The organism is Rubrivivax gelatinosus (genome assembly GCF_016583785.1).
In the GTDB taxonomy this organism is placed as follows: domain Bacteria; phylum Pseudomonadota; class Gammaproteobacteria; order Burkholderiales; family Burkholderiaceae_C; genus Rubrivivax; species Rubrivivax gelatinosus_B.
In genome coordinates, this window is record NZ_NRRU01000050.1 from 16,437 (window position 1) to 39,487 (window position 23,051).

21 protein-coding genes are annotated in these 23,051 nt (G+C 71.9%); 17 read left to right on the top strand and 4 right to left on the bottom strand.

From position 1 onward, the window contains the following. Together CKO43_RS14230 and CKO43_RS14235 are read right to left on the bottom strand one after the other, a co-directional pair. Positions 1-1,188 carry an NnrS family protein gene (locus CKO43_RS14230; RefSeq protein WP_200379047.1) on the bottom strand — a complete coding sequence of 396 codons (1,188 nt, stop codon included), beginning with the start codon at positions 1,186-1,188 and terminating at the stop codon, positions 1-3. Further along, positions 1,185-1,652: an RrF2 family transcriptional regulator gene (locus CKO43_RS14235; protein ID WP_200231666.1), complete on the bottom strand. Its 468-nt coding sequence runs from the start codon at positions 1,650-1,652 to the stop codon at positions 1,185-1,187. The genes CKO43_RS14230 and CKO43_RS14235 overlap by 4 nt, the downstream gene beginning before the upstream one ends. A gap of 198 nt (positions 1,653-1,850) precedes the next feature. Here CKO43_RS14235 and CKO43_RS14240 point away from each other — a divergent pair, with 198 nt between their 5' ends. Genes CKO43_RS14240 through CKO43_RS14260 form a run of 5 tightly spaced genes read left to right on the top strand, consistent with a single transcriptional unit; the run spans position 1,851 to position 4,932 of the window. After that, positions 1,851-2,285, top strand: a complete 435-nt coding sequence (locus tag CKO43_RS14240; RefSeq protein ID WP_200231665.1) for a Fur family transcriptional regulator — start codon at positions 1,851-1,853, stop codon at positions 2,283-2,285. A gap of 53 nt (positions 2,286-2,338) precedes the next feature. After that, on the top strand, positions 2,339-2,854 hold the full coding sequence (locus tag CKO43_RS14245; RefSeq protein WP_200379048.1) for a GFA family protein: 516 nt from the start codon (positions 2,339-2,341) through the stop codon (positions 2,852-2,854). 4 nt (positions 2,855-2,858) lie between these two features. After that, positions 2,859-3,776, top strand: a complete 918-nt coding sequence (locus tag CKO43_RS14250; RefSeq protein WP_200379049.1) for an alpha/beta fold hydrolase — start codon at positions 2,859-2,861, stop codon at positions 3,774-3,776. After that, a complete protein-coding gene (locus tag CKO43_RS14255) occupies positions 3,773-4,474 on the top strand; it encodes a class I SAM-dependent methyltransferase (RefSeq protein ID WP_200379050.1) in 702 nt (233 codons plus the stop codon). The genes CKO43_RS14250 and CKO43_RS14255 overlap by 4 nt, the downstream gene beginning before the upstream one ends. After that, positions 4,471-4,932 carry a methyltransferase family protein gene (locus tag CKO43_RS14260; protein WP_200231661.1) on the top strand — a complete coding sequence of 154 codons (462 nt, stop codon included), beginning with the start codon at positions 4,471-4,473 and terminating at the stop codon, positions 4,930-4,932. The genes CKO43_RS14255 and CKO43_RS14260 overlap by 4 nt, the downstream gene beginning before the upstream one ends. A 1-nt stretch (position 4,933) precedes the next feature. On the opposite strand, the gene CKO43_RS14265 is transcribed toward CKO43_RS14260, so the two are convergent. Continuing rightward, entirely contained in the window at positions 4,934-5,533 is a 600-nt protein-coding gene (locus CKO43_RS14265; RefSeq protein WP_200379051.1) for a L,D-transpeptidase, read from the bottom strand. A gap of 116 nt (positions 5,534-5,649) precedes the next feature. Then, the gene (locus CKO43_RS14270) at positions 5,650-6,087 is read right to left on the bottom strand and encodes a response regulator (protein ID WP_200231638.1); all 438 of its coding nucleotides are present in this window, start codon (positions 6,085-6,087) and stop codon (positions 5,650-5,652) included. A 213-nt stretch (positions 6,088-6,300) separates the two neighbouring features. Between CKO43_RS14270 and frdA the strand changes: the two genes are divergently transcribed. The 12 genes from frdA to CKO43_RS14330 all read left to right on the top strand — a co-directional run. Next, positions 6,301-8,070: a fumarate reductase (quinol) flavoprotein subunit gene (gene frdA, locus CKO43_RS14275; protein ID WP_200379052.1), complete on the top strand. Its 1,770-nt coding sequence runs from the start codon at positions 6,301-6,303 to the stop codon at positions 8,068-8,070. Positions 8,071-8,077: 7 nt separating this feature from the next. Next, positions 8,078-8,863, top strand: coding sequence for a succinate dehydrogenase/fumarate reductase iron-sulfur subunit (locus CKO43_RS14280; protein WP_200231636.1), 786 nt, complete (start codon positions 8,078-8,080; stop codon positions 8,861-8,863). After that, complete coding sequence (locus CKO43_RS14285; RefSeq protein ID WP_200231635.1) at positions 8,860-9,255, top strand: fumarate reductase subunit C; 396 nt, start codon at positions 8,860-8,862, stop codon at positions 9,253-9,255. The genes CKO43_RS14280 and CKO43_RS14285 overlap by 4 nt, the downstream gene beginning before the upstream one ends. After that, entirely contained in the window at positions 9,252-9,608 is a 357-nt protein-coding gene (gene frdD / locus CKO43_RS14290; RefSeq protein WP_200379053.1) for a fumarate reductase subunit FrdD, read from the top strand. Before CKO43_RS14285 ends, frdD begins: the two co-directional genes overlap by 4 nt. A 73-nt stretch (positions 9,609-9,681) precedes the next feature. Continuing rightward, entirely contained in the window at positions 9,682-13,173 is a 3,492-nt protein-coding gene (locus CKO43_RS14295; protein ID WP_200379054.1) for a pyruvate carboxylase, read from the top strand. Between the two features lie 152 nt (positions 13,174-13,325). Further along, entirely contained in the window at positions 13,326-14,147 is an 822-nt protein-coding gene (locus CKO43_RS14300) for an AraC family transcriptional regulator (protein ID WP_242478131.1), read from the top strand. Positions 14,148-14,279: 132 nt separating this feature from the next. Continuing rightward, the gene (locus CKO43_RS14305) at positions 14,280-15,272 is read left to right on the top strand and encodes a DmsE family decaheme c-type cytochrome (RefSeq protein WP_200379055.1); all 993 of its coding nucleotides are present in this window, start codon (positions 14,280-14,282) and stop codon (positions 15,270-15,272) included. Between the two features lie 26 nt (positions 15,273-15,298). After that, entirely contained in the window at positions 15,299-18,109 is a 2,811-nt protein-coding gene (locus tag CKO43_RS14310) for an MtrB/PioB family outer membrane beta-barrel protein (protein ID WP_200379056.1), read from the top strand. Then, positions 18,109-18,711, top strand: coding sequence for a c-type cytochrome (locus tag CKO43_RS14315; RefSeq protein WP_200379057.1), 603 nt, complete (start codon positions 18,109-18,111; stop codon positions 18,709-18,711). Before CKO43_RS14310 ends, CKO43_RS14315 begins: the two co-directional genes overlap by 1 nt. Positions 18,712-18,733: 22 nt before the next feature. Continuing rightward, entirely contained in the window at positions 18,734-19,408 is a 675-nt protein-coding gene (locus tag CKO43_RS14320) for a c-type cytochrome (RefSeq protein WP_200379058.1), read from the top strand. 124 nt (positions 19,409-19,532) lie between these two features. Further along, positions 19,533-22,259 (top strand): pyruvate, phosphate dikinase, encoded by a 2,727-nt coding sequence (gene ppdK / locus CKO43_RS14325; RefSeq protein ID WP_200231627.1) that lies wholly within the window; start codon positions 19,533-19,535, stop codon positions 22,257-22,259. A gap of 72 nt (positions 22,260-22,331) precedes the next feature. After that, positions 22,332-23,051, top strand: a 720-nt coding sequence (locus CKO43_RS14330; RefSeq protein WP_200379059.1) for a FecR domain-containing protein, incomplete at its 3' end; no start/stop codon positions are given.

Below are 23,051 nucleotides of genomic sequence, written 5' to 3' on the forward strand. Positions count from 1 at the left end.
TCAGCCCGGCTGGCCGTCGGCGCGCACGCGCCAGAGCGAGGGCGCGTAGCGCCAGGCGTAGACCACGAACGCGGCCGACCACAGCGCGCCCGAGGCGACGATGGCGGGCAGCGTCAGCGCCGGCGCCACCAGCGGCACGAAGACGCGCAGCGCCGCCGCGGCCAGCACCAGCCCGTAGGCGGCAACGTCCCAGCGGTCGGCACGCAGCGGCCGGCCGGTATGGCCGCGTGCGGTGCGCGTCATCATGCCCAGCGTCAACGCGCCGATCGCGCCGGCGGTCAGCGCATGCGCCGCCAGCGAAGCCGGCAGCCAGCCGAGCTCGGCGCCGGCGCGCAGCAGCAGGTGCAGCGGGATCCAGGCGTAGGCGGCATGCAGGATCCAGACGAGCGCATTGCCGCGCGTGCGCTGCGGCCGCCACAGCGCCAGGCGCGCGCCATGCGCGAGCGCGGCCAGCACGGCCACGGCAGCCGTCGCCACGCCCGGCAGGCCGGCGGCGTCGGCCGCCAGCAGCGCGAGCACGCTGCCCAGCGCCAGCTGTTCCAGCCGCGGCTGGCGCGTCGCGCCAGCACCCGGCACGCCGTTGTTGGTGAACATCGGCAGCACCCGGCCGGCGACCACCGCCATCACGAACAGCACCAGGTCCAGCCCGAGCTGCACGCCGGCGCGCAGCGGCAGGTCCAGCACGCCCAGCAGCGTCGCGTGGAACAGCGCCTGGGCGCCGGCCAGCGCCAGCAGCACGGCGATGAAGAAGTAGTTGCGCCGGTTGCGCCCCGCGACCAGCGCCTGGCCCAGGCCGAACGCCGCCAGCAGCGGGAAGGCGACGTTGACCACCGCCGCCGCCAGGCCCCAGGGCGTCAGCACCAGCACCCGGCCGGCGACCCAGAGCGCGGCCAGCGCCGCGAGCGCGGCGCCGGTGGGCGTGGGCCGGCCCGACCAGTTGCGGCCGGCGGTGAACAGGAAACCGACGACCACCGCCAGCGTGAAGCCGAACAGCATCTCGTGCGCATGCCACAAGGGCCCGGCCAGGTAGGCACCGCCGAGCAGGCCGGCGTATTGCAGCGCCCAGAAGGCGATCGACAGCGCGGCGAAGCCGGCCGCCAGCAGGTAGAACGGGCGGAAACCCAGGCGCCACAGGCCGAAACCGCGGGCCGGGGGCGGTGGCGCCATGCGCAGCGGGATCGTCGTCATGCCGGCAGCTCCGCCGCGAACGGACGCGGCGGCTGGCCGATGCGCAGGATCAGGTCGAGCTGGTCGCGGTTGGCGACCAGGTCCTCGAGCGTGTAGCGGTCGAGCACGGCGTAGAACGCGTCCACCGCCTCGCCGAGCACACCGCGCAGCCGGCACGACGGTGCGATGACGCAGCCGCCGCCGCTGCCGAAACACTCGGCCGGCATCGCCTCGCCCTCGGTGCGGCGCACGATGTCGCCGACGACGATGGCCTCGGCCGGCCGCGCCAGGCCCAGGCCGCCGCCCTTGCCGCGCACCGTCGCCAGCACGCCTTCGGTGGCCAGGAAGTGCACGACCTTGGTGAGGTGGTTCTCCGAGGCCGAGAAGCAGGCCGCGATCTCGCCGATCGTCGCCCGCCGGCCCGGCCGCGTCGCCAGGTAGATCAGCACGCGCAGGCTGTAGTCGGTGAAGCTGGTGAGTTTCATCGCCGCGAAAGATGCATTTTGAATGCAGCAATATTAGTCGGCCGCGCGCGGGCCGGCAAGCGCGCGGCGTGAGCGATGCCGCCGGCGCCCGCGCTTGACCTGGCTCAGGGCGACCGGCGCCGAGACCGGTTGCAATCGTTCCACCGTCTGGACTGCGTCCAGTTCTCGACGCCCAGCAACGGCAGACGAAAGACCCGCATGGACCTCGCCCGCTCCGCCTCGATCCAGAAGAAGCTGCGTGACGCCGGCATCCTGCCGACGCTGCAGCGTGTGGCCGTCGGCACGGTGCTGTTCCCGCAGCCGGTGCACATGACCGCCGAACAGGTGCTGCGCGCCGCGCGCGAGCTCCAGCCCGGCCTGTCGCGCGCCACCGTCTACGCCGTGCTCCAGCTCTTCGTGCGCCAGGGCCTGCTGAAGGCGCTGCCGATCGACGGCGCCGCCACCGTCTACGACTCGACGGTCGCGCCGCACCACCACGTCTACAACGTCGACACCGGCGACGTCGCCGATCTGAGCGGGCCGGCAATCCAGGTGCTGGGCCTGCCCGAACTCGGCGACGGCCTGGAACTGAGCGCTGTCGACGTCATCGTGCGCGTGCGCAACCGCCGCCCGGCAGCCGTCGCCACCGCCTGAGCGACGAGTAGCATCGTCGCCGCCAGCGCCCGTCTGCCGGGCGCGGTGCGCCGATGAACACATCCTCCTGCTTCGACGGCGGCTGCGACTGCGGCCAGGTCCGTTACCGCCTGACCGGCGCGCCGCTGGTCGTGCACGCCTGCCACTGCCGCTGGTGCCAGCGCGAGAGCGGCAGCGCCTTCGCGCAGAACGCGATGATCGAAAGCGACCGGCTGCAGCGCCTGGCCGGCGCGCCCGAGATCGTGCTGACGCCCTCGGCCAGCGGCCAGGGCCAGCGCATCGCACGCTGCCCGCAGTGCCGGCTGGCGCTGTGGAGCCACTATGCCGGCAGCGGGCCGCTGGTGGCCTTCGTGCGTGTCGGCACGCTGGACGAACCCGACCGGCTGCCGCCGGACATCCACATCTTCACCTCGACCCGGCAGCCCTGGCTGACGCTGCCACCCGACGCGCGCGCCGTGCCCGAGTACTACGAGTCCGAGCAGGTCTGGCAGCCGGCCTCGCTGGAGCGCCGCAGCGCACTGCTGCCGCGCATCCAGGCCTGGAAGGCCGCCGGGCGGCCGTGGACCTGAGGCCGTGATCCTCGAGACCACCGGCGCCGCGGCCGGCGCGCTCGCGCTGCGGGCACTGGCGCACCGCGCGATCCTGCACGGGCTGCGTGCGCCGCGCCTGGCGCACGACGGCAGCCACACGCGCCACGCGCCCGACGCGGCGCGGGTGCACGAAGTCCACCTGCCCGGCCCACGCGGCCGCCGGCTGTTCGGCTGGTTCGTCACGCCCGGCGACGCACCGGCGCCGGCGGTGCTGGCGATGCACGGCTGGGGCGCCAACGCGACGACGATGTGGCCGCTGGTGCCGCCGTTGGTGGCCGCCGGTTTCGCGGTGCTGCTGCTGGACGCACGCTGCCACGGCGCCAGCGACGGCGAGCGCTTCACCTCGATGCCGCGTTTCGCCGAGGACATCGCCGCCGGGCTGGCCTGGCTCGCGCGCCAGCCCGGCGTGCAGGCCGACCGGCTGGCGCTGGTCGGGCATTCGGTCGGCGCCGCCGCCTCGCTGCTGCACGCGGCGCGCCTCGGCGGCGTGCGCGGCGTCGTCAGCCTGTCGGCCTTCGCCCATCCGCAAGAGGTGATGCGGCGTTTCCTGGCCGAAAAACGCCTGCCCTTCTACCCGCTGGGCTGGTACGTGCTGCGTCACGTGCAGCACGTCATTGGCGCGCGTTTCGACGAGATCGCGCCGCTGGCCACCGTGCGCCGGGTGCGCTGCCCCGTGCTGCTGGTGCACGGCCGCGACGACCTCGTCGCCCCGTTCGACGACGCGCTGCGCATCCAGGCCGCCGCCGCTCCGGGCACGGCGCTGCTGGCGGTCGATGGCGACCACGACCTGCGCGACGCGCTGGCGCCGCAGGCCGGCGCGGTCGTCGACTTCCTGCGCGCGGCCTGCGACGGGCGCTCGGATACGATCACCGGTATCCCCAGCACGGGCCCTGGCCGATGAACACCGCCGTCCCCACGCTCTGCAGCGACGAATACGAAGTCCTGGCGGCTCTCGTGCCGCTGGCCGGCCTACGCATCGTCGAACTCGGCTGCGGCGAGGCGCGCCTGGTGCGCGGCCTGCTCGCGCGCCATCCCGACTGCCGCGTCACTGCGCTCGAGGTCGACACGGTGCAGCACGCGAAGAACCTGGCGGCGCCGGCGGCCGGGCTGACTTTCGTCGCCGCCGGCGCCCAGGCCATCCCGGCGCCCGACGCCAGTTTCGACCTCGCACTGATGCTGAAGTCGCTGCACCACGTGCCACTCGCACTGATGGGCCAGGCGCTGGACGAGGCCGCACGCGTGCTGGTGCCGGGCGGGCATCTGTACGTGTCCGAGCCGGTATACGACGGCGGCCTGAACGACATCGTGCGCCTCTACAACGACGAAGGCCGGGTGCGCGCGGCGGCGCAGGCGGCGGTGGACGCGGCGCTGGGCAGGGGTTGGACCGAGGTCGCGACGCACCGTTTCGCGCAGCCGGTGCACTACGCCGACTTCGCCGACTTCGAGCGCCGCATGCTGCGGCCCAGCTTCGCCACGCACACGCTGGACGACACGACGGTCGAGCGCGTGCGCGCCGCCTTCGCGCCGCACTGCGGCCCCGGCGGCGCCGACTTCGAACGCCCGCTGCTCGTGCGCCTGCTGCGCCGCGGCCCGGCATGAAGCCGACCGACGAGCGCCGCCTGGGCGCGCTGCTCGTCGCGCTGCAGTTGCTGCTGCTGGGCGGGCTCGCCGGGCTGGTGGCCGTCGGCTGGGCGCGCGCACCGGCGCCGATGTTGTCGCTCGCGCCGGCTGCACTCGCGGTGCTTGTCGGGCTGGCCGCGGTGCTGGCCAACCGGCCGGGCAACTTCAACGTCCACCCCGAACCCAAGGCCGGCGGCCAGCTGGTGCAGCACGGCATCTACGCCCATATCCGGCATCCGATGTACGCCGCGCTGCTGCTGGCGGCGCTGGCCGTCGTCACGCTGCTGCCGGGCTGGGCCAGCGCCACGCTCGCCGTCGCGCTGGCGCTGGTGCTGTGGACCAAGTCCTCGCTGGAAGAACGCTGGATGGCGCGCGTGCACCCGGGCTACGCAGCCTACCGGGCGCGCACGCGGCGTTTCGTGCCGGGCCTGATCTGATTCAGGCGTCGGTGGCGAACAGCGTGCGCCAGGCGCGCGTCTCGGGCAGCACGTAGACGACCGAGGGCCCGCGCCCGAGCAGCGGCGCGACCACACGGTCGTAGAAGCCGGCGTCGACGACGATGCAGCCGGCCGAGATGCGGTTGTCGGCCGGCGTCGGCGACGCCAGGCGCTCGGCGCGGCGTTCGGCGGCCGGCGCCGGGCGCAGCCGGTGGATCGCCAGCGCGGCCTCGTAGTCGAGCCAGACGATGGCCTCGCCGTTCAGGTTGCGCCCCGGCTCGGCGGCGAAGCGGCCGGCAGCGGTCGTGCGTTCGGCCGGCGGCACGTGGGCAGCTCGCGCGCCGACACCCGGCGCCGAGTCGTCGCCACGCGCCAGCCCCAGCAGCACAGCCGTGCGCGCCAGCAGCCGGCCGTCGGCGGCAAACACCATCAGGCTGGCCGCCGCCTTGTCGACCACGGCCCAGGGCCGGCCGCCGGCGTCACCGGTGCTGCGGACGTGTTCGACCAGCGCGGCCGCATCCGGCGACAGCGCCGTGCCCGCCCACCCCGCTTGCGCGGCCCCGGCCAGCACCCAGGCCAACACCGCTTGCCATCGCCCCATCGTCCCCGCTCCGTGCAGCGGGCCGCGGCGCGGCCCGATGACGGCATGCTAGGAAGCGGTACGAGGCGAAAAGGAAGCAACAGGCCGCGGAAAACGGCGCTGATCGCGCCGCCGTTTCAGCGCCCGGGTGGGGGTGCCGCGCGTTTGGCGAGCAGCGCCCGGCGCACGCTGTCCTCGATCGTGCGCACCTCGACCGGCTTCACCAGGTACTCGAAGGCACCCAGGCTCATCGCCTTCAGCACATCCATCGTCAGCGTGTCGGCGGTGAGGATGGTGATGCGCAGCCGGCGCTCGGCGATCTCCTCGCTCAGCCGGCGCACGACCTCGAGCCCGGAGATGTCGGGCAGGTGCATGTCCAGCAGCACGAAGTCGGGCCTGCACTCCTGCACCATGCGTACGCCTTCGACACCGGTGGCCGCGCGCAGCAGCCGGATCCCCGGGTGGCGCGCCAGGATGCCCTCGACGACGGCGTAGTTCATCTCCACGTCCTCGACATAGAGGACGGTTCCCTGGAGATCTTCCAGCGGGGGGGCAGTGGGTGGGATGGACGTCATGTGCAAAGAAGGCCGCCGGGAAACCGCCCCGGCGCGCAGCGGGCAAGCATAGTGCTTGTAGCCAAGCCTGCAACGCCCCCGGGCCCGTGTGGCGTCATGTGGAATGCACCTTCTCCGTGCGAAAAACGGAGGCCGATGAAAGCCAATCCCGGTATAAGGGCCACCGACGCGCGGAGCGTCCCCCGGACGATGCGCGAGGACTTCGGAGCTTCGATGGAAACAATCAACAGCGACATCGTGATCGTCGGCGGCGGCGGGGCCGGCCTGCGTGCCGCCATCGCGGTGCAGGAAGCCGACCCGCGGCTCAAGGTCGCGCTCGTCTCCAAGGTGGTGCCGATGCGCAGCCACACCGTCGCCGCCGAAGGCGGCTCGGCCGGCGTGATCCGCGACGACGACTCGCTGGACAACCACTTCGACGACACCGTCTCGGGCGGCGACTGGCTCTGCGACCAGGACGTCGTGCGCTATTTCGTCGAGCGCTGCACCGAGGAGATGGTGCGGCTGGAGCACTGGGGCTGCCCCTGGAGCCGCAAGGACGACGGCAGCATCAACGTGCGCTTCTTCGGCGGCATGAAGGTGCAGCGCACGTGGTTCGCGGCCGACAAGACCGGCTTCCACATGCTGCACACGCTGTTCCAGACCTCGATGCAGTTCCCCGGCATCCAGCGTTTCGACGAGTTCTTCGTCGCCGAACTGCTGGTCGAGGACGGCCGCGTGCAGGGCGTGCTGGCGATCGAGATCGCCACCGGCAAGTTCTTCCTGTTCCGCGCCAAGGCGGTGATCCTGGCCACCGGCGGCGCCGGCCGCGTCTACAGCCAGAACACCAATGCCGGCATCGTCACCGGCGACGGCATGGGCCTGGCCTACCGCCACGGCGTCGCGCTGCGCGACATGGAGTTCGTGCAGTACCACCCGACCGCCCTGCCCGGCACCGGCATCCTGATCACGGAAGGCTGCCGCGGCGAAGGCGCGATCCTGACCAACAAGAACGGCTACCGCTACCTGCAGGACTACGGGCTGGGGCCGCTGGACCCGTGGCCGCGCCCGAAGGCGATGGAGCTCGGGCCGCGCGACCGGCTGTCGCAGGCCTTCTGGCACGAGGAGCGCAAGGGCAACACCATCGCCACGCGCCACGGCAGCGCCGTCAACCTGGACCTGCGCCACCTGGGCGCGAAGAAGATCCACGAGCGCCTGCCGCTGATCACCGAGGTCGCCAAGACCTTCGCCGGCATCGACCCGGTGCACGAACCCATTCCGGTGCGCCCGGCGGTGCACTACACGATGGGCGGCATCGCCACCAACGGCCGCACCGAGACCACGCTGCCCGGGCTGTACGCCGCCGGCGAATGCTCCAGCGTCGGCATCCACGGCGCCAACCGGCTGGGCTCGAACTCGCTGTCGGAGATCGTCGTCTTCGGCCGCGCCGCCGGCGAAAACGCCGCCGCCTACGTGCGCACCCAGTCGGCGGCAGCACCGGCTTCGCTCGAACGCCAGGCCCAAGCCGCCGCCGCACGCCTGGAGGCGCTGCACCAGCACGAACGCGGCGAACGCGTGGCCGTGCTGCGCGAAGCCATGGGCGAGTGCATGGAGAAGAACGTCGGCATCTACCGCGAGGAGTCCGGCCTGGCCGAAGCCTGCAGCACGCTGGCCGAACTGCGCACGCGCTGGCGCGCCGGCATCAAGCTCGACGACCGCAGCCGTGCCTTCAACACCGAATGGCTGTCGGCGATCGAACTCGGCTCGATGCTCGAGGTCGCCGAGACGATGGCGCACTCGGCGCGCGAACGCCGCGAATCGCGCGGCGCCCACGTGCGCCTGGACCAGTACGCAGAACGCGACGACGAGAACTTCCTCGTGCACACGCTGGCCCAGCGCCGCGGCGACGACGCGCCGGCGATCACGCAGCAGCCCGTCGTCATCACCACATCGGCCCCGCGCACGCGCAGCTACGGCGGCGCGGGCACCAAGGCCATCCTCACCTGATCCCGCCATGACGGACACGACCCCGACGCCCGCCGCAGCGGCTCCGCGCACGATCGAGATCGAGTGCCTGCGCTACGACCCCGAGCAGGACAGCGCGCCGCATTTCCAGAGCTGGCAGGTGCCGTTCGACGACGACACCTCGGTGCTGCAGGGCCTGCAGTACATCAAGGACCACCTCGACGGCAGCCTGACCTTCCGCTGGTCCTGCCGCATGGCGATCTGCGGCAGCTGCGGCAAGATGATCAACGGCGTGCCGCAGCTGTCCTGCCACGCCTTCCTGCGCGACTACTGGCCGAACAAGGTGCGCGTCGAGCCGCTGGCCAACTTCGCCATCGTGCGCGACCTGGTCGTCGACCAGAACGAGTTCCTCGACAAGCTCGAGTCGGTCCAGCCCTGGATGCAGCCTTGCGAGAAGCTGAACGTGGCCGACGGCCCGCAGCGCCAGACGCCGGCGCAGCTGGACCAGTACTACCAGTTCTCGCAGTGCATCAACTGCCTGCTGTGTTACGCCGCCTGCCCGCAGGTGGGCCTCAAGCCCGAGTTCATCGGCCCGGCGGCGCTGGCGCTGATGCACCGCTACAACGCCGACTCGCGCGACCGCGGCTGGGAGGCGCGGGCCGAGGTCGCCAACGCCGAGGAAGGCGTCTGGGGCTGCACGCTGGTGGGCTACTGCTCCGAGGTCTGCCCCAAGGGCGTGGACCCGGCGCACGCGATCAACCAGAACAAGGTGAACAGCACGATGGACTACTTCGGCGTGCGCAAGCTGCTCGCGCCCAAGGGAGGCGCCCGATGAGCCGCTACAAGCCCACGCTCAAGACCTACCGCCGGCCGATGGCCGGCTGGTGGACGAAGAACCCGTTCTACGTGCTCTACATGATCCGCGAAGGCAGCGCGGTGCTGCTCGCGGCCTACGCGCTGGTGCTGCTCGTCGGCCTGGCGCGGCTGGCGCAGGGCGAGGCCGCCTACGAAGCCTGGCGCGCGGCGCTGGCCTCGCCGGCTGCGATCGCCTTCCACGTCGTCGCCGCGATCGTCGTCGCCTATCACAGCGTCACCTGGTTCGGCGTCATGCCCAAGACCGCGCCCAAGCTGCCCTTCCCGGCGCGGCTGGTGACGATAGGCGGCATCGCCGCGGCGGTCGTCGTGTCGATCGCCCTCGTCGTCGTGATCGCGGGAGCGACACGATGAGGCGCTCGCATGAACCGATCTTCTGGTCGCTCTTCGGCGCCGGCGGCATGCTGTCGGCGCTGGTGGGCCCGGCACTGATCCTGATCACAGGCGTGCTCGCGCCGCTGGCCATCGTGCTGGGGCCCGACGCGCTGGGCTACGCCAACATGCTGGTCTTCGTGCACCACCCGCTGGGCAAGCTGGCGGTGCTGGCGCTGATCTCGCTGTTCCTGTACCACGGCTGCCACCGCATGCTGCACAGCCTGCACGACCTGGGCATGCACGCCGGGCGCGGCGCAGCGGTCTTCTTCTACGGTTTCGCCACCGCCGGCAGCCTGGTCTGCGCGGCGCTGTTGTTCACGATCGGTTTCTGAGTCCCGGCCCGGCGCGCCGGCGGACGGGCGGCAGCGCGCCGGGCTTTCGCCGACCGCCCGCGCGGGAGCCTCGATGGAGTTTCGTCCGATCCGGTCCATCCTGATCGCCAACCGGTCCGAGATCGCGATCCGCGTGATGCGCGCGGCCAGCGAGATGCGCATGCGCACGGTCGCGATCTATTCGCAGCAGGACCGGCAGGCGCTGCACCGCTTCAAGGCCGACGAGAGTTACCTCGTCGGCGAGGGCAAGAAGCCGCTCGAGGCCTATCTCGATGCCGACGACATCCTGCGCATCGCGCGCCGCGCCGGCGTCGACGCCATCCACCCGGGCTACGGCTTCCTGGCCGAGAACCCCGAATTCGCCGAACGTGTGATCCAGGCCGGGCTGCGCTGGATCGGGCCCTCGCCCGAGGTCATGCGCGTGCTCGGCAACAAGGTCGCGGCGCGCCACGCCGCGGTCGCCGCCGGCGTCGCGGTGATGCCGGCGACGCCGCCGCTGCCCGCTGAGGTCGACGAATGCCGGCGCATGGCCGAGCAGATCGGCTTCCCGGTGATGCTCAAAGCCAGCTGGGGCGGCGGCGGCCGCGGCATGCGTGTCGTCGAAAACGCCGCCGAGCTGCCCGCCGCGCTGGAGTCGGCGCGGCGCGAGGCGCTGGCCGCCTTCGGCAACGACGAGGTGTACTTCGAGAAGCTGATCCGGCGCGCACGCCACGTCGAGGTGCAGATCCTCGGCGACCAGCACGGCAACCTCGTGCACCTGCACGAACGCGACTGCACCGTGCAGCGGCGCAACCAGAAAGTAGTCGAGCGTGCACCCGCCCCCTATCTCGACGCCGCCGCGCGCGCCGAACTCTGCGCCAGCGCGCTGCGGCTGATGGCTTCGGTCGGCTACACGCACGCCGGCACGGTCGAGTTCCTGATGGACGCCGACACCGGCCGCTGCTGGTTCATCGAGGTCAACCCGCGCATCCAGGTCGAGCACACCGTGACCGAGATGGTCACCGGCGTCGACATCGTCAAGGCGCAGATCCGCATCACCGAAGGCGGCTGGATCGGCATCGCCGACGACGACCCGCAGGGCCGGCTCGCGGCCGGCGTGCCGGAGCAGGAGTCGATCCCGCTGAACGGCCACGCGCTGCAGTGCCGCGTGACCACCGAGGACCCGGAAAACGGCTTCCTGCCCGACTACGGCGCGATCGCCGCCTACCGCAGCGCCGCCGGCTTCGGCATCCGGCTGGACGCCGGCACAGCCTACGGCGGCGCCGTCATCACGCCCTATTACGACTCGCTGCTGGTCAAGGTGACGGCCTGGGCGCCGACCGCCGGCGAGACCATCCAGCGCATGGACCGCGCGCTGCGCGAGTTCCGCGTGCGCGGGCTGGCGACCAACCTGCAGTTCCTCGAGAACGTCATCAACCACCCGAAGTTCGCGTCGGGCGAGGTGACGACACGGTTCATCGAGCAGACGCCCGAGCTGCTGGCCTTCGCCGCGCGCCGCGACCGCGCGACCAAGCTGCTGCGTTTCCTCGGCGAGATCAGCGTCGACGGCAACCCCGAGGTGCGTGGCCGCGAGCTGCCGGCGCTGCCGCTGCCCAAGCCGGTGCTGCCGCGGGTCGACGACGAGCTGCCACCGCCGCCCGGCACGCGCCAGCTGCTGCAGCAGCTCGGGCCCAGGCGCTTCGCCGACTGGATGCTGGCGCAGCAGCGCGTGCTGATGACCGACACGACGATGCGCGACGCGCACCAGTCGCTGCTGGCCACGCGCATGCGCACGGCCGACATGCTGCCGATCGCGCCGTACTACGCCCGCGAGCTCTCGGGCCTGTTCTCGCTCGAATGCTGGGGCGGCGCCACCTTCGACGTCGCGCTGCGTTTCCTGAAGGAAGACCCGTGGGAGCGGCTGGCGCTGCTGCGCGCACGCGTGCCCAACGTGCTGTTCCAGATGCTGCTGCGCGGCTCGAACGCGGTCGGCTACACCAACTACGCCGACAACGTCGTGCAGCATTTCGTGCGCACCGCGGCGCGTGAAGGCGTGGACCTGTTCCGCGTCTTCGACTCGCTGAACTGGGTCGAGAACATGCGCGTGGCGATCGACGCCGTGCTGGCCAACGGCGGCCTGTGCGAAGGCGCGATCTGCTACAGCGGCGACCTGTTCGATGCGGCGCGGCCCAAGTACGGCATCGGCTACTACCTGAAGACCGCGCGCGAGCTGCAGAAGGCCGGCGTGCACGTGCTCGGCATCAAGGACATGGCCGGCATCTGCCGCCCGCGTGCCGTCGCCGCCCTGGTCAAGGCGCTGAAGGAGGAAACCGGGCTGCCGGTGCACTTCCACACCCACGACACCAGCGGCGCCGCCGCGGCCTCGGTGCTGGCGGCGATCGATGCCGGCTGCGACGCCGTCGACGGTGCGCTCGACGCGATGAGCGGCCTGACCTCGCAGCCCAACCTGTCGGCCATCGCCGCGGCGCTGGCCGGCACCGAACGCGACCCCGGGCTGCCGGCCGAGGCGCTGAACGCCGCGTCGACCTACTGGGAAGGCGTGCGCCGCTTCTATTCGCCTTTCGAGTCGGAGATCCGTTCCGGCACCGCCGACGTCTACCGCCACGAGATGCCCGGCGGCCAGTACACCAACCTGCGCGAGCAGGCACGTTCGCTCGGCCTGGCGCACCGCTGGAGCGAGGTCTCGCGCGCCTATGCCGACGTGAACCGGCTGTTCGGCGACATCGTCAAGGTGACGCCCACGTCCAAGGTCGTCGGCGACATGGCGCTGATGATGGTCGCGCAGGACCTGACGCCGGCCGACGTGCAGGACCCGGCACGCGAGATCGCCTTCCCGGCGTCGGTGGTGTCGCTGTTCCGCGGCGAACTCGGCTTTCCGCCCGACGGCTTCCCGGAGGCGCTGTCGCGCAAGATCCTCAAGCTCGCGCCCGAGGCCCAGCCGCCGCAGGCCTACCGCCCCGGCGACCGGCTGCCGCCGGTGGATCTGGAGGCGGCGCGCGCCCAGGCCGAACGCGAATGCGGCGAGCCGCTGGACGAACGCGCCCTGGCCTCGTGGCTGATGTACCCGAAGGTGGCGCGCGAGTTCTGCGAGCACCGGCGCCGCTACGGCGAAGTCTCGATGCTGCCGACACCGGTGTTCTTCTACGGCCCGCAGCCGCAGCAGGAGATCGCCGTCGAGATCGACCCCGGCAAGTCGCTGCTGGTGATGCTGCAGAGCGTCAGCGCCGACGGCGACGCGGCGCACAAGCTGCAGTTCGAACTCAACGGCCAGGCGCGCACCGTGCGTGTGCCGCGCGCCGGCGTGTCGGCCGCGTCGGCGCGGCCGCTGGCCGAGCCCGGCAACCCCTGGCAGGTGGCGGCGCCGATGCCGGGCGCCATCGTCAGCGTCGCCGTCGTGCCGGGGCAGCCGGTGGCCGCCGGCGACACGCTGCTCGCGCTCGAGGCGATGAAGATGGAAACCCACGTCGCCGCCGAGCGCGACGCCGTCGTCGAGGCGGTGCACGTCAAGCCGGGCGAGCGTGTGCAGGCCAAGGAACTGCTGATCGTGCTGCGGCCGGTGGGCTGAGCGCCGCACGCCACCGCCCGCGGGCCGACCCTCCCCGCGAGCCGGCGCCCATAGGGTGCTGCCCGCATGCCAGGGCGCGTTGCGCCGTGTTTACATTCGATGACAAGACCACCGGAAAAGAGGGTCAACGAATGGAGGCACGTCAGAGTCCGTTGCGTTCGGCAACGGACAACAGCGCCATCGAGGTCACGCTGGCCTTGCTCGACTGCGGCACGCTGCAGCTGCTGGAGATCAACCGCTCGGCGCTGCATCCGCTCGCCTCGGGACACTTCGACTGCGTCTCGATGCTGGTGCAGATCGAAGGCCAGGCCCTGATCGTCGAACGGCGCCGTCTGCCCGCCGGCCTGGGCGACAGCTGCCTGGTCGCGCCCGACCGCGCCAACTGCCGGCACCACCAGACCCAGTTCCGCCAGGTGCTGGTCGGCGTCGCGGCCGAGACGCTGGCGGCCTGCGGGCCCGGCTGGTGCGAACGCAGCGCCCAGCGCCTGGACACCACGCATCCCGCGGTGCACGCCGCGGGCGCGCTCGCGCGTTACCTCGTCGGCCACGGCAACCACCTCGCGGTCGAGGAGCGGGTGGCGCTCGGCGACGCCTTGCTGCGCCTGATCGAGCGGGTCGCCACGCGGCGCCGCGCCGTCGTCGAGGTGGTCGCCGGCCCCGAAGGCGCGGCCGCGCGCCAGCGGCGGCAGGCCGAAGCCTTCATCCTCGAGCGCCTGCACGACCGCCGCCTGGACGTGGCGCGCATCGCCGCGCACCTGGGCGTCTCGACACGCTACCTGCACCAGCTGTTCGCCGGCGGCCCGCAGGTCATGCAGTGGGTTCAGGAGCAGCGCCTGCAGGCCTGCCGGCGCGAACTCGCCGCCGTCAACCGCCGCCCGGTCGCCGAGGTGGCCTGGGCCTGGGGCTTCACCAGCGCGGCGCACTTCAGCCGCGCCTTCAAGAAGCGCTTCGGCGTGCCGCCCAGCGCGGTGTAGGCCGCGCGCCGCCCCGGGAAAGTCCGGGGCCCATCGCTTCAGTTGCAGTCAAGTCGCGCTTCAGCGCCAGACAAGCCGCCGCCGGCGCGCGCCCTATCTTGCAGCCGTGAGTGAGCAGGACCGAGGGGCGACATGCACAACCAGTATTCGAAACGAAGCGGCCGGTGGCGGCGGGTGCTGCAGGCAGCGGCTGCGCTGCTCGCCGGCGTCGCGCTGTGGGCACCGGCGGCTGCGGCCCCGGCCAGCGAGCGCGACACCGTGCGCCAGGTGGCCGAGCCCATAGGCGAGAAGGCCTGCATCGGCTGCCACGGGCAGGAGAACCTGCACTTCACCGAGACGCTGCATGCCAAGGCCTTCCGCGCCAACCCGCGCAACAGCCGCGAGCGCATGGTCTGCGAAGCCTGCCACGGGCCCGGCTCGCTGCACGCCAAGGACACCGGCAACAAGGCGCTGATCACCGGCTTCACCAAGAGCTGGGGCACGCCGGTCGAGCAGCAGAACGAGTCCTGCCTGGGCTGCCACAAGGGCGGCAACCGGCTGCACTGGCCGGGCTCGACGCACGCCGGCAACCAGGTCGGCTGCGCCGACTGCCACAACCCGATGCAGAAGGTGTCGGGCAACAGCCTGCTGGCGCGCAGCACGATCAACGACACCTGCGCCAGCTGCCACCAGCAGCAGCGCGCCGAGTTCAACAAGCGCTCGCACATGCCGCTGCCCGAAGGCAAGGTGAGCTGCGTCGACTGCCACAACCCGCACGGCAGCACGACCCGGCCGCTGCTCAAGGCCGACAGCACCAACACCGTGTGCTACGCCTGCCACGCCGAAAAACGCGGGCCGATGCTGTGGGAGCACGCGCCGGTGCGCGAGAGCTGCACCAACTGCCACAGCCCGCACGGCTCCAACCACGACAAGCTGCTCGTCGCGTCGCGGCCACAGCTGTGCCAGCAGTGCCACAGCCCCTCGGTCGGCCACCCGGGCCAGTTCTTCCGTGCCAACCAGAGCGCCGGCGCCGGCCAGCTCGTCGGCGGCGCGACCAGCCAGCGCATGGTCGGCCGCAGCTGCCAGAACTGCCACACGCAGATCCACGGCAGCAACCACCCGGCCGGCGCGCGCTTCCAGCGCTGACCGCCGCCGACGCAGGAGGACCTGACATGCGTACGACGACCTCGCGCCGCCGCCACGCCGGCGGCAGCCAGCCTGCCACGGCCCGCCGGCTGCTCGGCCTGCTGATCGGCAGTTCGCTCGCGCAGATCGCGGCGCTGCCCGCGCGCGCCGATTCCGGCGTCGGTGTCGACACCATCGTCGGCAACACGCTGATGCCCGTTGGCGGCCTGCGCCTGCCGGCGCGCGACCCCGACGGCATCGGCGAAGCCGGCGTGCACCGCAACCCGACCGGCTTGCTCAACGCCCAGCCCGCCCTGGTGGAAGAGCACGAGCCGGGCGAAGGCTGGCAATGGCACGGCCAGATCGAGGGCGGCGGCCTCGCCGTCGACGGCGACCGCGACAACGCCAAGTTCCGCGAGTACCGGGCGCTGGGCAACGGCCTGCTGCTCGGCGGCCTGCGGCTGCTGGGCGAGAGCGGCGACGGCCAGAACTATCTCGAGGCCAGCGCCGCGTCGCTTGGCCGCGACGACGGCTTCGCGTCGCTGCGCCTGGGCCGCTACAACGGCTGGCGCCTGAAGGCCTTCTACAACGAGACGCCGCACGTCTTCACCAGCGGCTACCGCAGCCTGTGGGACGGCATCGGCAGCGGCCGCATGACGCTCGCGCGGCTGCCGGCGGGCCCGACGGCGCCGGCGACCGCGGCCGACACCGACATCGCCATCGGCCTGGACGCGCTGGCCGCGCCGAAGAAGACGCTGTCGCTGGTGCGGCAGAAAGGCGGGCTGCGCCTGGACCTGCCGCTGGACGACACGCTCAAGGTCTATGCCGGCTTCAGCAGCGAGAAGCGCCAGGGCGCACGCCCCTTCGGCATGGTCAGCGGCGGCGGCGGCGGAACCGGCGGCGTCGAGACCGCCGAGCCGATCGACTACGACACCCACGAAGTCGTCGCCGGCCTGCAGTGGGACGGCGAGCGCAGCAGCGCCAACGTGATGCTGATGGCCTCGCTGTTCCGCAACAACATCGACACGCTCGTCGTCGACAACCCGATGTTCCTGCCCGCGGCCAACGGCATCACGAGCTTCCCGCAGGCGGTGTTCGACCTCGTGCCCGACAACGACTTCTACAACCTGAAGGCCGAGTTCGCGCACGCGATGCCGGAGCTGGCCAAGGCACGTTTCACCGGCGTCGTGTCGCTGTCGAGCTCGCGCCAGGACGACGCGCTGATCCCGATGACGCCGTACGCCGGCGCGGTCGTCAACGGCGTCGCCGGCGGCGCCTGGGACACGACGGCCTCGCTCAGCCGCGACAGCGCCCAGCGCCGCATCGATTCGCGCCTGTTCGACTTCGCGCTGGCGGTGCAGCCGGTGGCCGCACTCGACCTGAAGGCGCGCTGGCGGCGCTACGAGACGATAGACAAGTCGCCGCAGTACTGGGCCTGCAACCCGCTGACCGGCCAGTGGGGGCGGCTGATCAACGACGGCAGCGGCTCGGTCTTCGCCACCGCCAACGTCACGGCCGGCGTCAACCCCGCGGGCACGACGGCCAACGCCTACGACACGCTGCTCTGCGACATCCAGGCGATCCAGGCGCTGGGCCTGGTGCCCAGCGCCGGCAACGTCAACATCGGCGCCGCGCAGTACGAGATCCAGCAGGACAACACCAGCCTGGGCGGCGACTGGCGCCTCGGGCGCGCGCAGAACCTGAACCTGCAGCTCGAACGCGAGAGCGTCGAGCGCAGCAACCGCGAACGCAAACGCACCTGGGAAGACCGGCTGAAGGCGGGCTACGTCAATCGCGCGCTCGAAGGCGGCACGCTGCGGCTGTCGGCCGAGTTCGCGCGCCGGCGCGGCAGCACCTACGTCTCCGACCCGTACGAGGCCTTCTACAGCGGCTCGCTCGGGCCGGAGCCGGCGCAGAACGGCGTCAACGTCGCGAGCTGGATCCACACCAACGACCTGCACCGCAAGTTCGACCTCGCCGACCGCGACGGCATCGTCGTCAACGCGCGTTTCAACCAGGCCCTGAGCGAAACGATGGACCTGTCGCTTGCCGCGCAGGCCAAGGAGCAGCGTTTCCCGGACAGCGAGTACGGCCGCAGCGGCGTGCAGCGGCTGAACTCGGTGAACGCCGAGTGGAACTGGCAGCCGACGATGGTGACCGCGGTCTCGGCGACGCTGGGCCTGCAGCGCGGCCGCATCGCCCAGACCGGTGTCCAGGCCAACGCCTGCGTGCTCGGCAACACCTACTACTTCTACAGCGACGGCTCGGTCAGCACCAGCGCGACGCCGACCGCGGCCCAGGCCGCCGCCGGCATAGGCGTCGTCGGCAGCAGCGGCGTCGTCACCGCCGCCAACTACGCCAGCCTGTGCGGCAGCGCGTCGGACATCAGCCCGCTGTACCCCAGCAGCCGGCGCTGGACCCAGGTGCAGGACGACGACACCCGCTCGGCGGGTTTCGGCATCCGCCACGAATTCGGCCGCGTGCGCGTCGAAGCCAACTACGGCTACACCAGCGGCCGCACCAGCACCGCCTACACCTACAACGCCGCCGCGCTCGGCCTGGTGACCAGCGGTGCGCCGACGACGGCCGAGCTGGCGGCGCTGGCGCTGATCGGCTCGGGCCTGCCCGACCTGCGCTACCGCCAGCACGCGATCGATCTGACCGTCGTCGTGCCGCTGTCGAACCAGGTGACGACACGCTGGCTGCTGCGCCACGAGCTGACGCGCATCGTCGACTGGCATTACGACGGCGTCGAAGCGAACCCGACGCCGTCGAACAACCAGCAGACCTATCTCGACATCGGCCCGCGCAGCTACCGGGCGACGATGGTCGGGGTGATGCTGGGGGTGAGCTTCTGATGCGCGCCCGGCTTCAGGCCGCCGCCACGGCCCTGTCCCTGCTGGCCGCCGCGGCGCCGGCGACGGCGCAGGCCGACGCCTCGGCGCAAGCCGCGCGCGACTGCTTCGCCTGCCACGGCCCGGGAGGCAACAGCGTGCTGCCGATCTTCCCGCGCCTGGCCGGACAGCAGGCCTTCTACATCGAGAAGCAGCTGCGCGACTTCCGCAGCGGCAAGCGCCAGAGCGAGGTGATGGCGCCTATCGTCGCGCAGATGAACGAGGACGACTTCGCCGCCCTCGCCGCTTTCTTCGCCGCCCAGCAGCCGCAGCCGAACCGAGCCGATGACGAGGCCCAGCTGGCCGCCGGCAAGGCCTTGTACGACGACGGCAACACGCGCAGCGGCCTGCCGGCCTGCGCCGGCTGCCACCAGCCCGGCGGGCTGGGCAACGAACGTTTCCCGCGCCTGGCCGGCCAGCACGCGGCCTACACGGCGGCGCAGCTGCGGCTGTTCAAGAGCGGCGGGCGCGGCAACGACCGGGCGAAGGTCATGCGCACGGTCGCCGAACGCCTGAGCGACGACGAGATCGCGGCCGTCGTCCAGTACCTGGCGAGCATGCCGTGACCAGTCGAGAAGGAGAGAGCCGATGAGCAAGCTCCGCAGACTCTGGCTCGTGTGGCCGGCGCTGGCCTGGGCCGCCGCCGCCGCCGCGCCGCCACCGGCCGCCGACGGCGCCTGGAACGCGCCCTACGCCGAGAAGCAGGCGGCGCTGGCCGCGCCGGCCGACGCCGCGCGCGGCGAGATCGCGTTCGAGGTCTGCCAGGGTTGCCACCGCTCGGGTGCGCTCGGGCGCACCGACGGCAGCTACCCACGGCTGGCTGGCCAGCATGCCAGCGTGCTGATCAAGCAGATGACGGACATCCGCGCCGGCCTGCGGCGCAACGAGAAGATGCGGCCGTTCATAGACGATTCGGTCGCCGGCACCCAGGACCTGGCCGACATCGCCGCCTACCTGGCCGGGCTGCCGTCGCCGCCGAACAACGGCCAGGGCCCCGGCACCGACCTGGCGCGCGGCGAGGCCTTGTACCGGGCCGAGTGTTCGGACTGCCATGGCCGCCGGGGCGAAGGCGATCCGGGAAAGTTCTACCCCCGGCTCAACGGCCAGCACTACCGCTACATGCTGCGCGAGGTGGCCGACATCCGCGACGGCCGGCGCGGCAACGCCAACCCGCACATGGTCACGGTGGTGAAGAAGCTGCCCGACGCCGAACTCGCCGCCATCGTCGACTACCTGTCGCGGCTGCCCACCGGCCCGCGCTGAACGGCCGGCCGCGCCCGGCGGCGGCGCGGGCGTTGCGGCCCACGCACGGGCACTGGACGCGCGGGCATCGATGCGGAGAATGGCCGGCGACCCTTTGCCGTCACCCACTCGCGAGGTAACCGCCATGTCCACGACGACCCAGTACGTCTATCTGTTCGGTTCCAGGCGCACCGAAGGTTCGGCCGCGATGAAGAACCTGCTCGGCGGCAAAGGCGCCAACCTGGCCGAGATGTGCCGCCTGGGCATCCCGGTGCCGCCGGGCCTGACGATCAGCACCGAAGCCTGCACCGCCTACACCACGCAGGGCCGCGAGCGTGTGCTCGAGATGATCCGCACCGAGGTGCTGGCCGGCATCGCCGCGATCGAGGCCGAGATGGGCAAACGTTTCGGCGACGCCACCGACCCGCTGCTGCTGTCGGTGCGCTCGGGCGCACGCGCGTCGATGCCCGGCATGATGGACACCATCCTCAACCTGGGCCTCAACGACGAGGCCGTCGAGGGCCTGGCGCGCAAGGCCGGCAACACGCGTTTCGCCTGGGACTCCTACCGCCGCTTCGTGCAGATGTACGGCGACGTCGTGATGGGGCTCAAACCCGTGTCCAAGGAAGAGCACGACCCGTTCGAGGTCGTCATCGACATGGTCAAGGACGCCAAGGGCGTCAAGCTCGACACCGAACTCGAGGCCGAGGACCTGCAGGAGCTGGTGGCGCGTTTCAAGGCGCTGATCCGCGCCCGCATCGGCCGCGACTTCCCGGTCGACCCCTGGGAACAGCTCTGGGGCGCGATCGTCGCCGTCTTCGACAGCTGGAACAACGACCGGGCGCGCGTCTACCGTGAACTCAACGACATCCCCGAGTCCTGGGGCACCGCGGTCAACGTGCAGGCCATGGTCTTCGGCAACCTGGGCGAGCACAGCGCCACCGGCGTCGCCTTCACGCGCGACGCCGGCACCGGCGAGGACCTGTTCAACGGCGAGTTCCTCGTCAACGCCCAGGGCGAGGACGTGGTCGCCGGCATCCGCACGCCGCAGCAGGTGTCGCTGGTCGGCTCGCGCCGCTGGGCCGAGCTCGCGCTCGTGTCCGAGGCCGAACGCGCCGAGCACTACCCCTCGCTCGAAGAGCTGATGCCCGATCTCTACCGCCAGCTGATAGAGGCCGAGATCCAGCTCGAGAACCACTTCCGCGACATGCAGGACCTGGAGTTCACGATCCAGGAAGGCCGGCTGTGGATGCTGCAGACGCGCAACGGCAAGCGCACCGGCGCGGCCATGGTGCGCATCGCGATGGAGATGCTCGAGCAGGGCATGATCGACGAGAAGACCGCGCTCGACCGTGTCACGCCCGACCGCCTGAACGACCTGCTGCACCCGATCTTCGACCCGCGCGCGCTGGCCGCAGCGACACCGCTGGCGCGTGGCCTGCCGGCCTCGCCGGGTGCGGCCACCGGCCAGATCGTGTTCTTCGCCGACGAGGCCGAGACCTGGGCCAAGAAGGGCCGCGACGTCATCCTGGTGCGCCAGGAAACCTCGCCCGAGGACCTGCGCGGCATGAGCGCCGCCAAGGGCATCCTGACGGCGCGCGGCGGCATGACCTCGCACGCGGCGGTGGTCGCACGCGGCATGGGCAAGTGCTGCGTCAGCGGCTGCGGCGCGGTGCACGTCGACCTGAAGGCGCGCACGATGACCGTCGGCGGAGTCGTCCACCTCGAAGGCGAGTGGATCTCGCTCAACGGCTCGACCGGCGAGGTCTACCCCGGGCGCATCGCCACCCGCGACGCCGAGCTCTCGGGCGACTTCGGCAAGCTGATGGCGCTGACCGACAAGTACCGGCGGCTGGAGATCCGCACCAACGCCGACACGCCCGAGGAGGCGGCGGTGGCGCGCAAGTTCGGCGCCACCGGCATCGGCCTGTGCCGCACCGAGCACATGTTCTTCGAAGGCGACCGCATCGTCGCCGTGCGCCAGATGATCCTGGCCCACGACGAGGCCGGCCGCCGCAAGGCGCTGGCCAAGCTGCTGCCGATGCAGCGCGGCGACTTCGAAGGCCTGTTCCGCGAGATGGACGGCCAGCCGGTGACGATCCGCCTGCTCGACCCGCCGCTGCACGAGTTCGTGCCGCACGACGAAGCCGGCCAGCTGGCGATGGCGCGCGACATGGGCGTCTCGGTCGGGCGCATCAAGCTGCGCGTCGAGGAGCTGCACGAGTTCAACCCGATGCTCGGCCACCGTGGCTGCCGCCTGGGCATCAGCTTCCCCGAGATCACCGAGATGCAGGCGCGTGCGATCTTCGAAGCCGCGCTCAACGCCAAGGCCCGCGGCCACGTCGTGCGGCCCGAGATCATGGTGCCGCTGGTCGGCACGATCCGCGAGCTGAACCAGCAGGGCGCGGTGATCCGCCGCGTCGCCGACGAGGTCTTCGCCGAACGCGGCGACCGCGTGCACTGGATGCTGGGCACGATGATCGAGACGCCGCGTGCCGCGCTGGTGGCCGACAGCATCGCCCGGAGCGCCGAGTTCTTCTCCTTCGGCACCAACGACCTGACGCAGATGACGATGGGCTTCTCGCGCGACGACGCCGGCAGCTTCCTGCCGCGTTACCTGAAGCTCGGGCTGTACGAACACGACCCCTTCCGCTCGATCGACCAGAAGGGTGTCGGCCAGCTCGTCGAGATGGCCGTGGCCAAGGGGCGCGCGACGCGGCCCGACATCGAACTCGGCGTCTGCGGCGAACACGGCGGCGACCCGGCCTCGATCGGTTTCTTCCACCGCGCCGGGCTGCAGTACGTCAGCTGCTCGCCGTTCCGCGTGCCGATCGCGCGCCTGGCCGCGGCGCAGGCCGCCATCGCCTCATGAACTGAACGCCGCGATCAGATCCGATACGTAGAATCGGACACCCCCACCTGCGGCTCTCGGCCGCGCGCGCGCATGTCGTCGATCACGCTGCACCGAGCTGTCCTGTCCGGCCTGCTCACGGGCTTCGCGAGCCTCACGCTGGCCGCGCCGCCGGCCACTGACGGCCCGATCTGGGTTTACCGGGTGCGCGCCGGCGACACGCTGGTCGCCCTGCAGGCCCGGCTGCTGGCGCCGGGCGTCGGCTGGCAGCTGCTGCAGCAGCGCAACGAGATCGCCGACCCGCGCCGCCTGCCCATCGGCCTGGCGCTGAAGATCCCGGTTTCGGCGCTGCGTGCCCGGCCGGTCGAGGCCGAGGTGCTGTTCAGCCACGGCGAGGTCGAACTGCGCCGCCCGGGCCAGGCGCCGCGGCCGCTGGCCTCGGGCGATCGGGTCGCCGACGGCGACGAGATCCTGACCGCACGCGGCTCGGCCTCGGCGGTGCTGCGTTTCGACGACGGCTCGCGGCTGCTGGTCGAACCGGCAAGCCGGCTGCGCATCGAAGCGCTGACGCGCCGCGGCGCCAGCGCCTATCACGAGTCGCGGCTGCGGCTGGACAGCGGCGGCGCCGAAGCCAAGGTCACGCCCAGCCCGGCCGCGCCGCCGCGGCCGCGGCTGCAGATCCGCACGCCGGTCGTCAACCTGGCCGTGCGTGGCACCGAGTTCCGCGCCCGCATCGCCGACGACGGCACCCGGCTCGAGGTGCTGAGCGGGCGCGTCGCTGCCGGCGCACGCGCGGTGCCGGCCGGCCTGGGT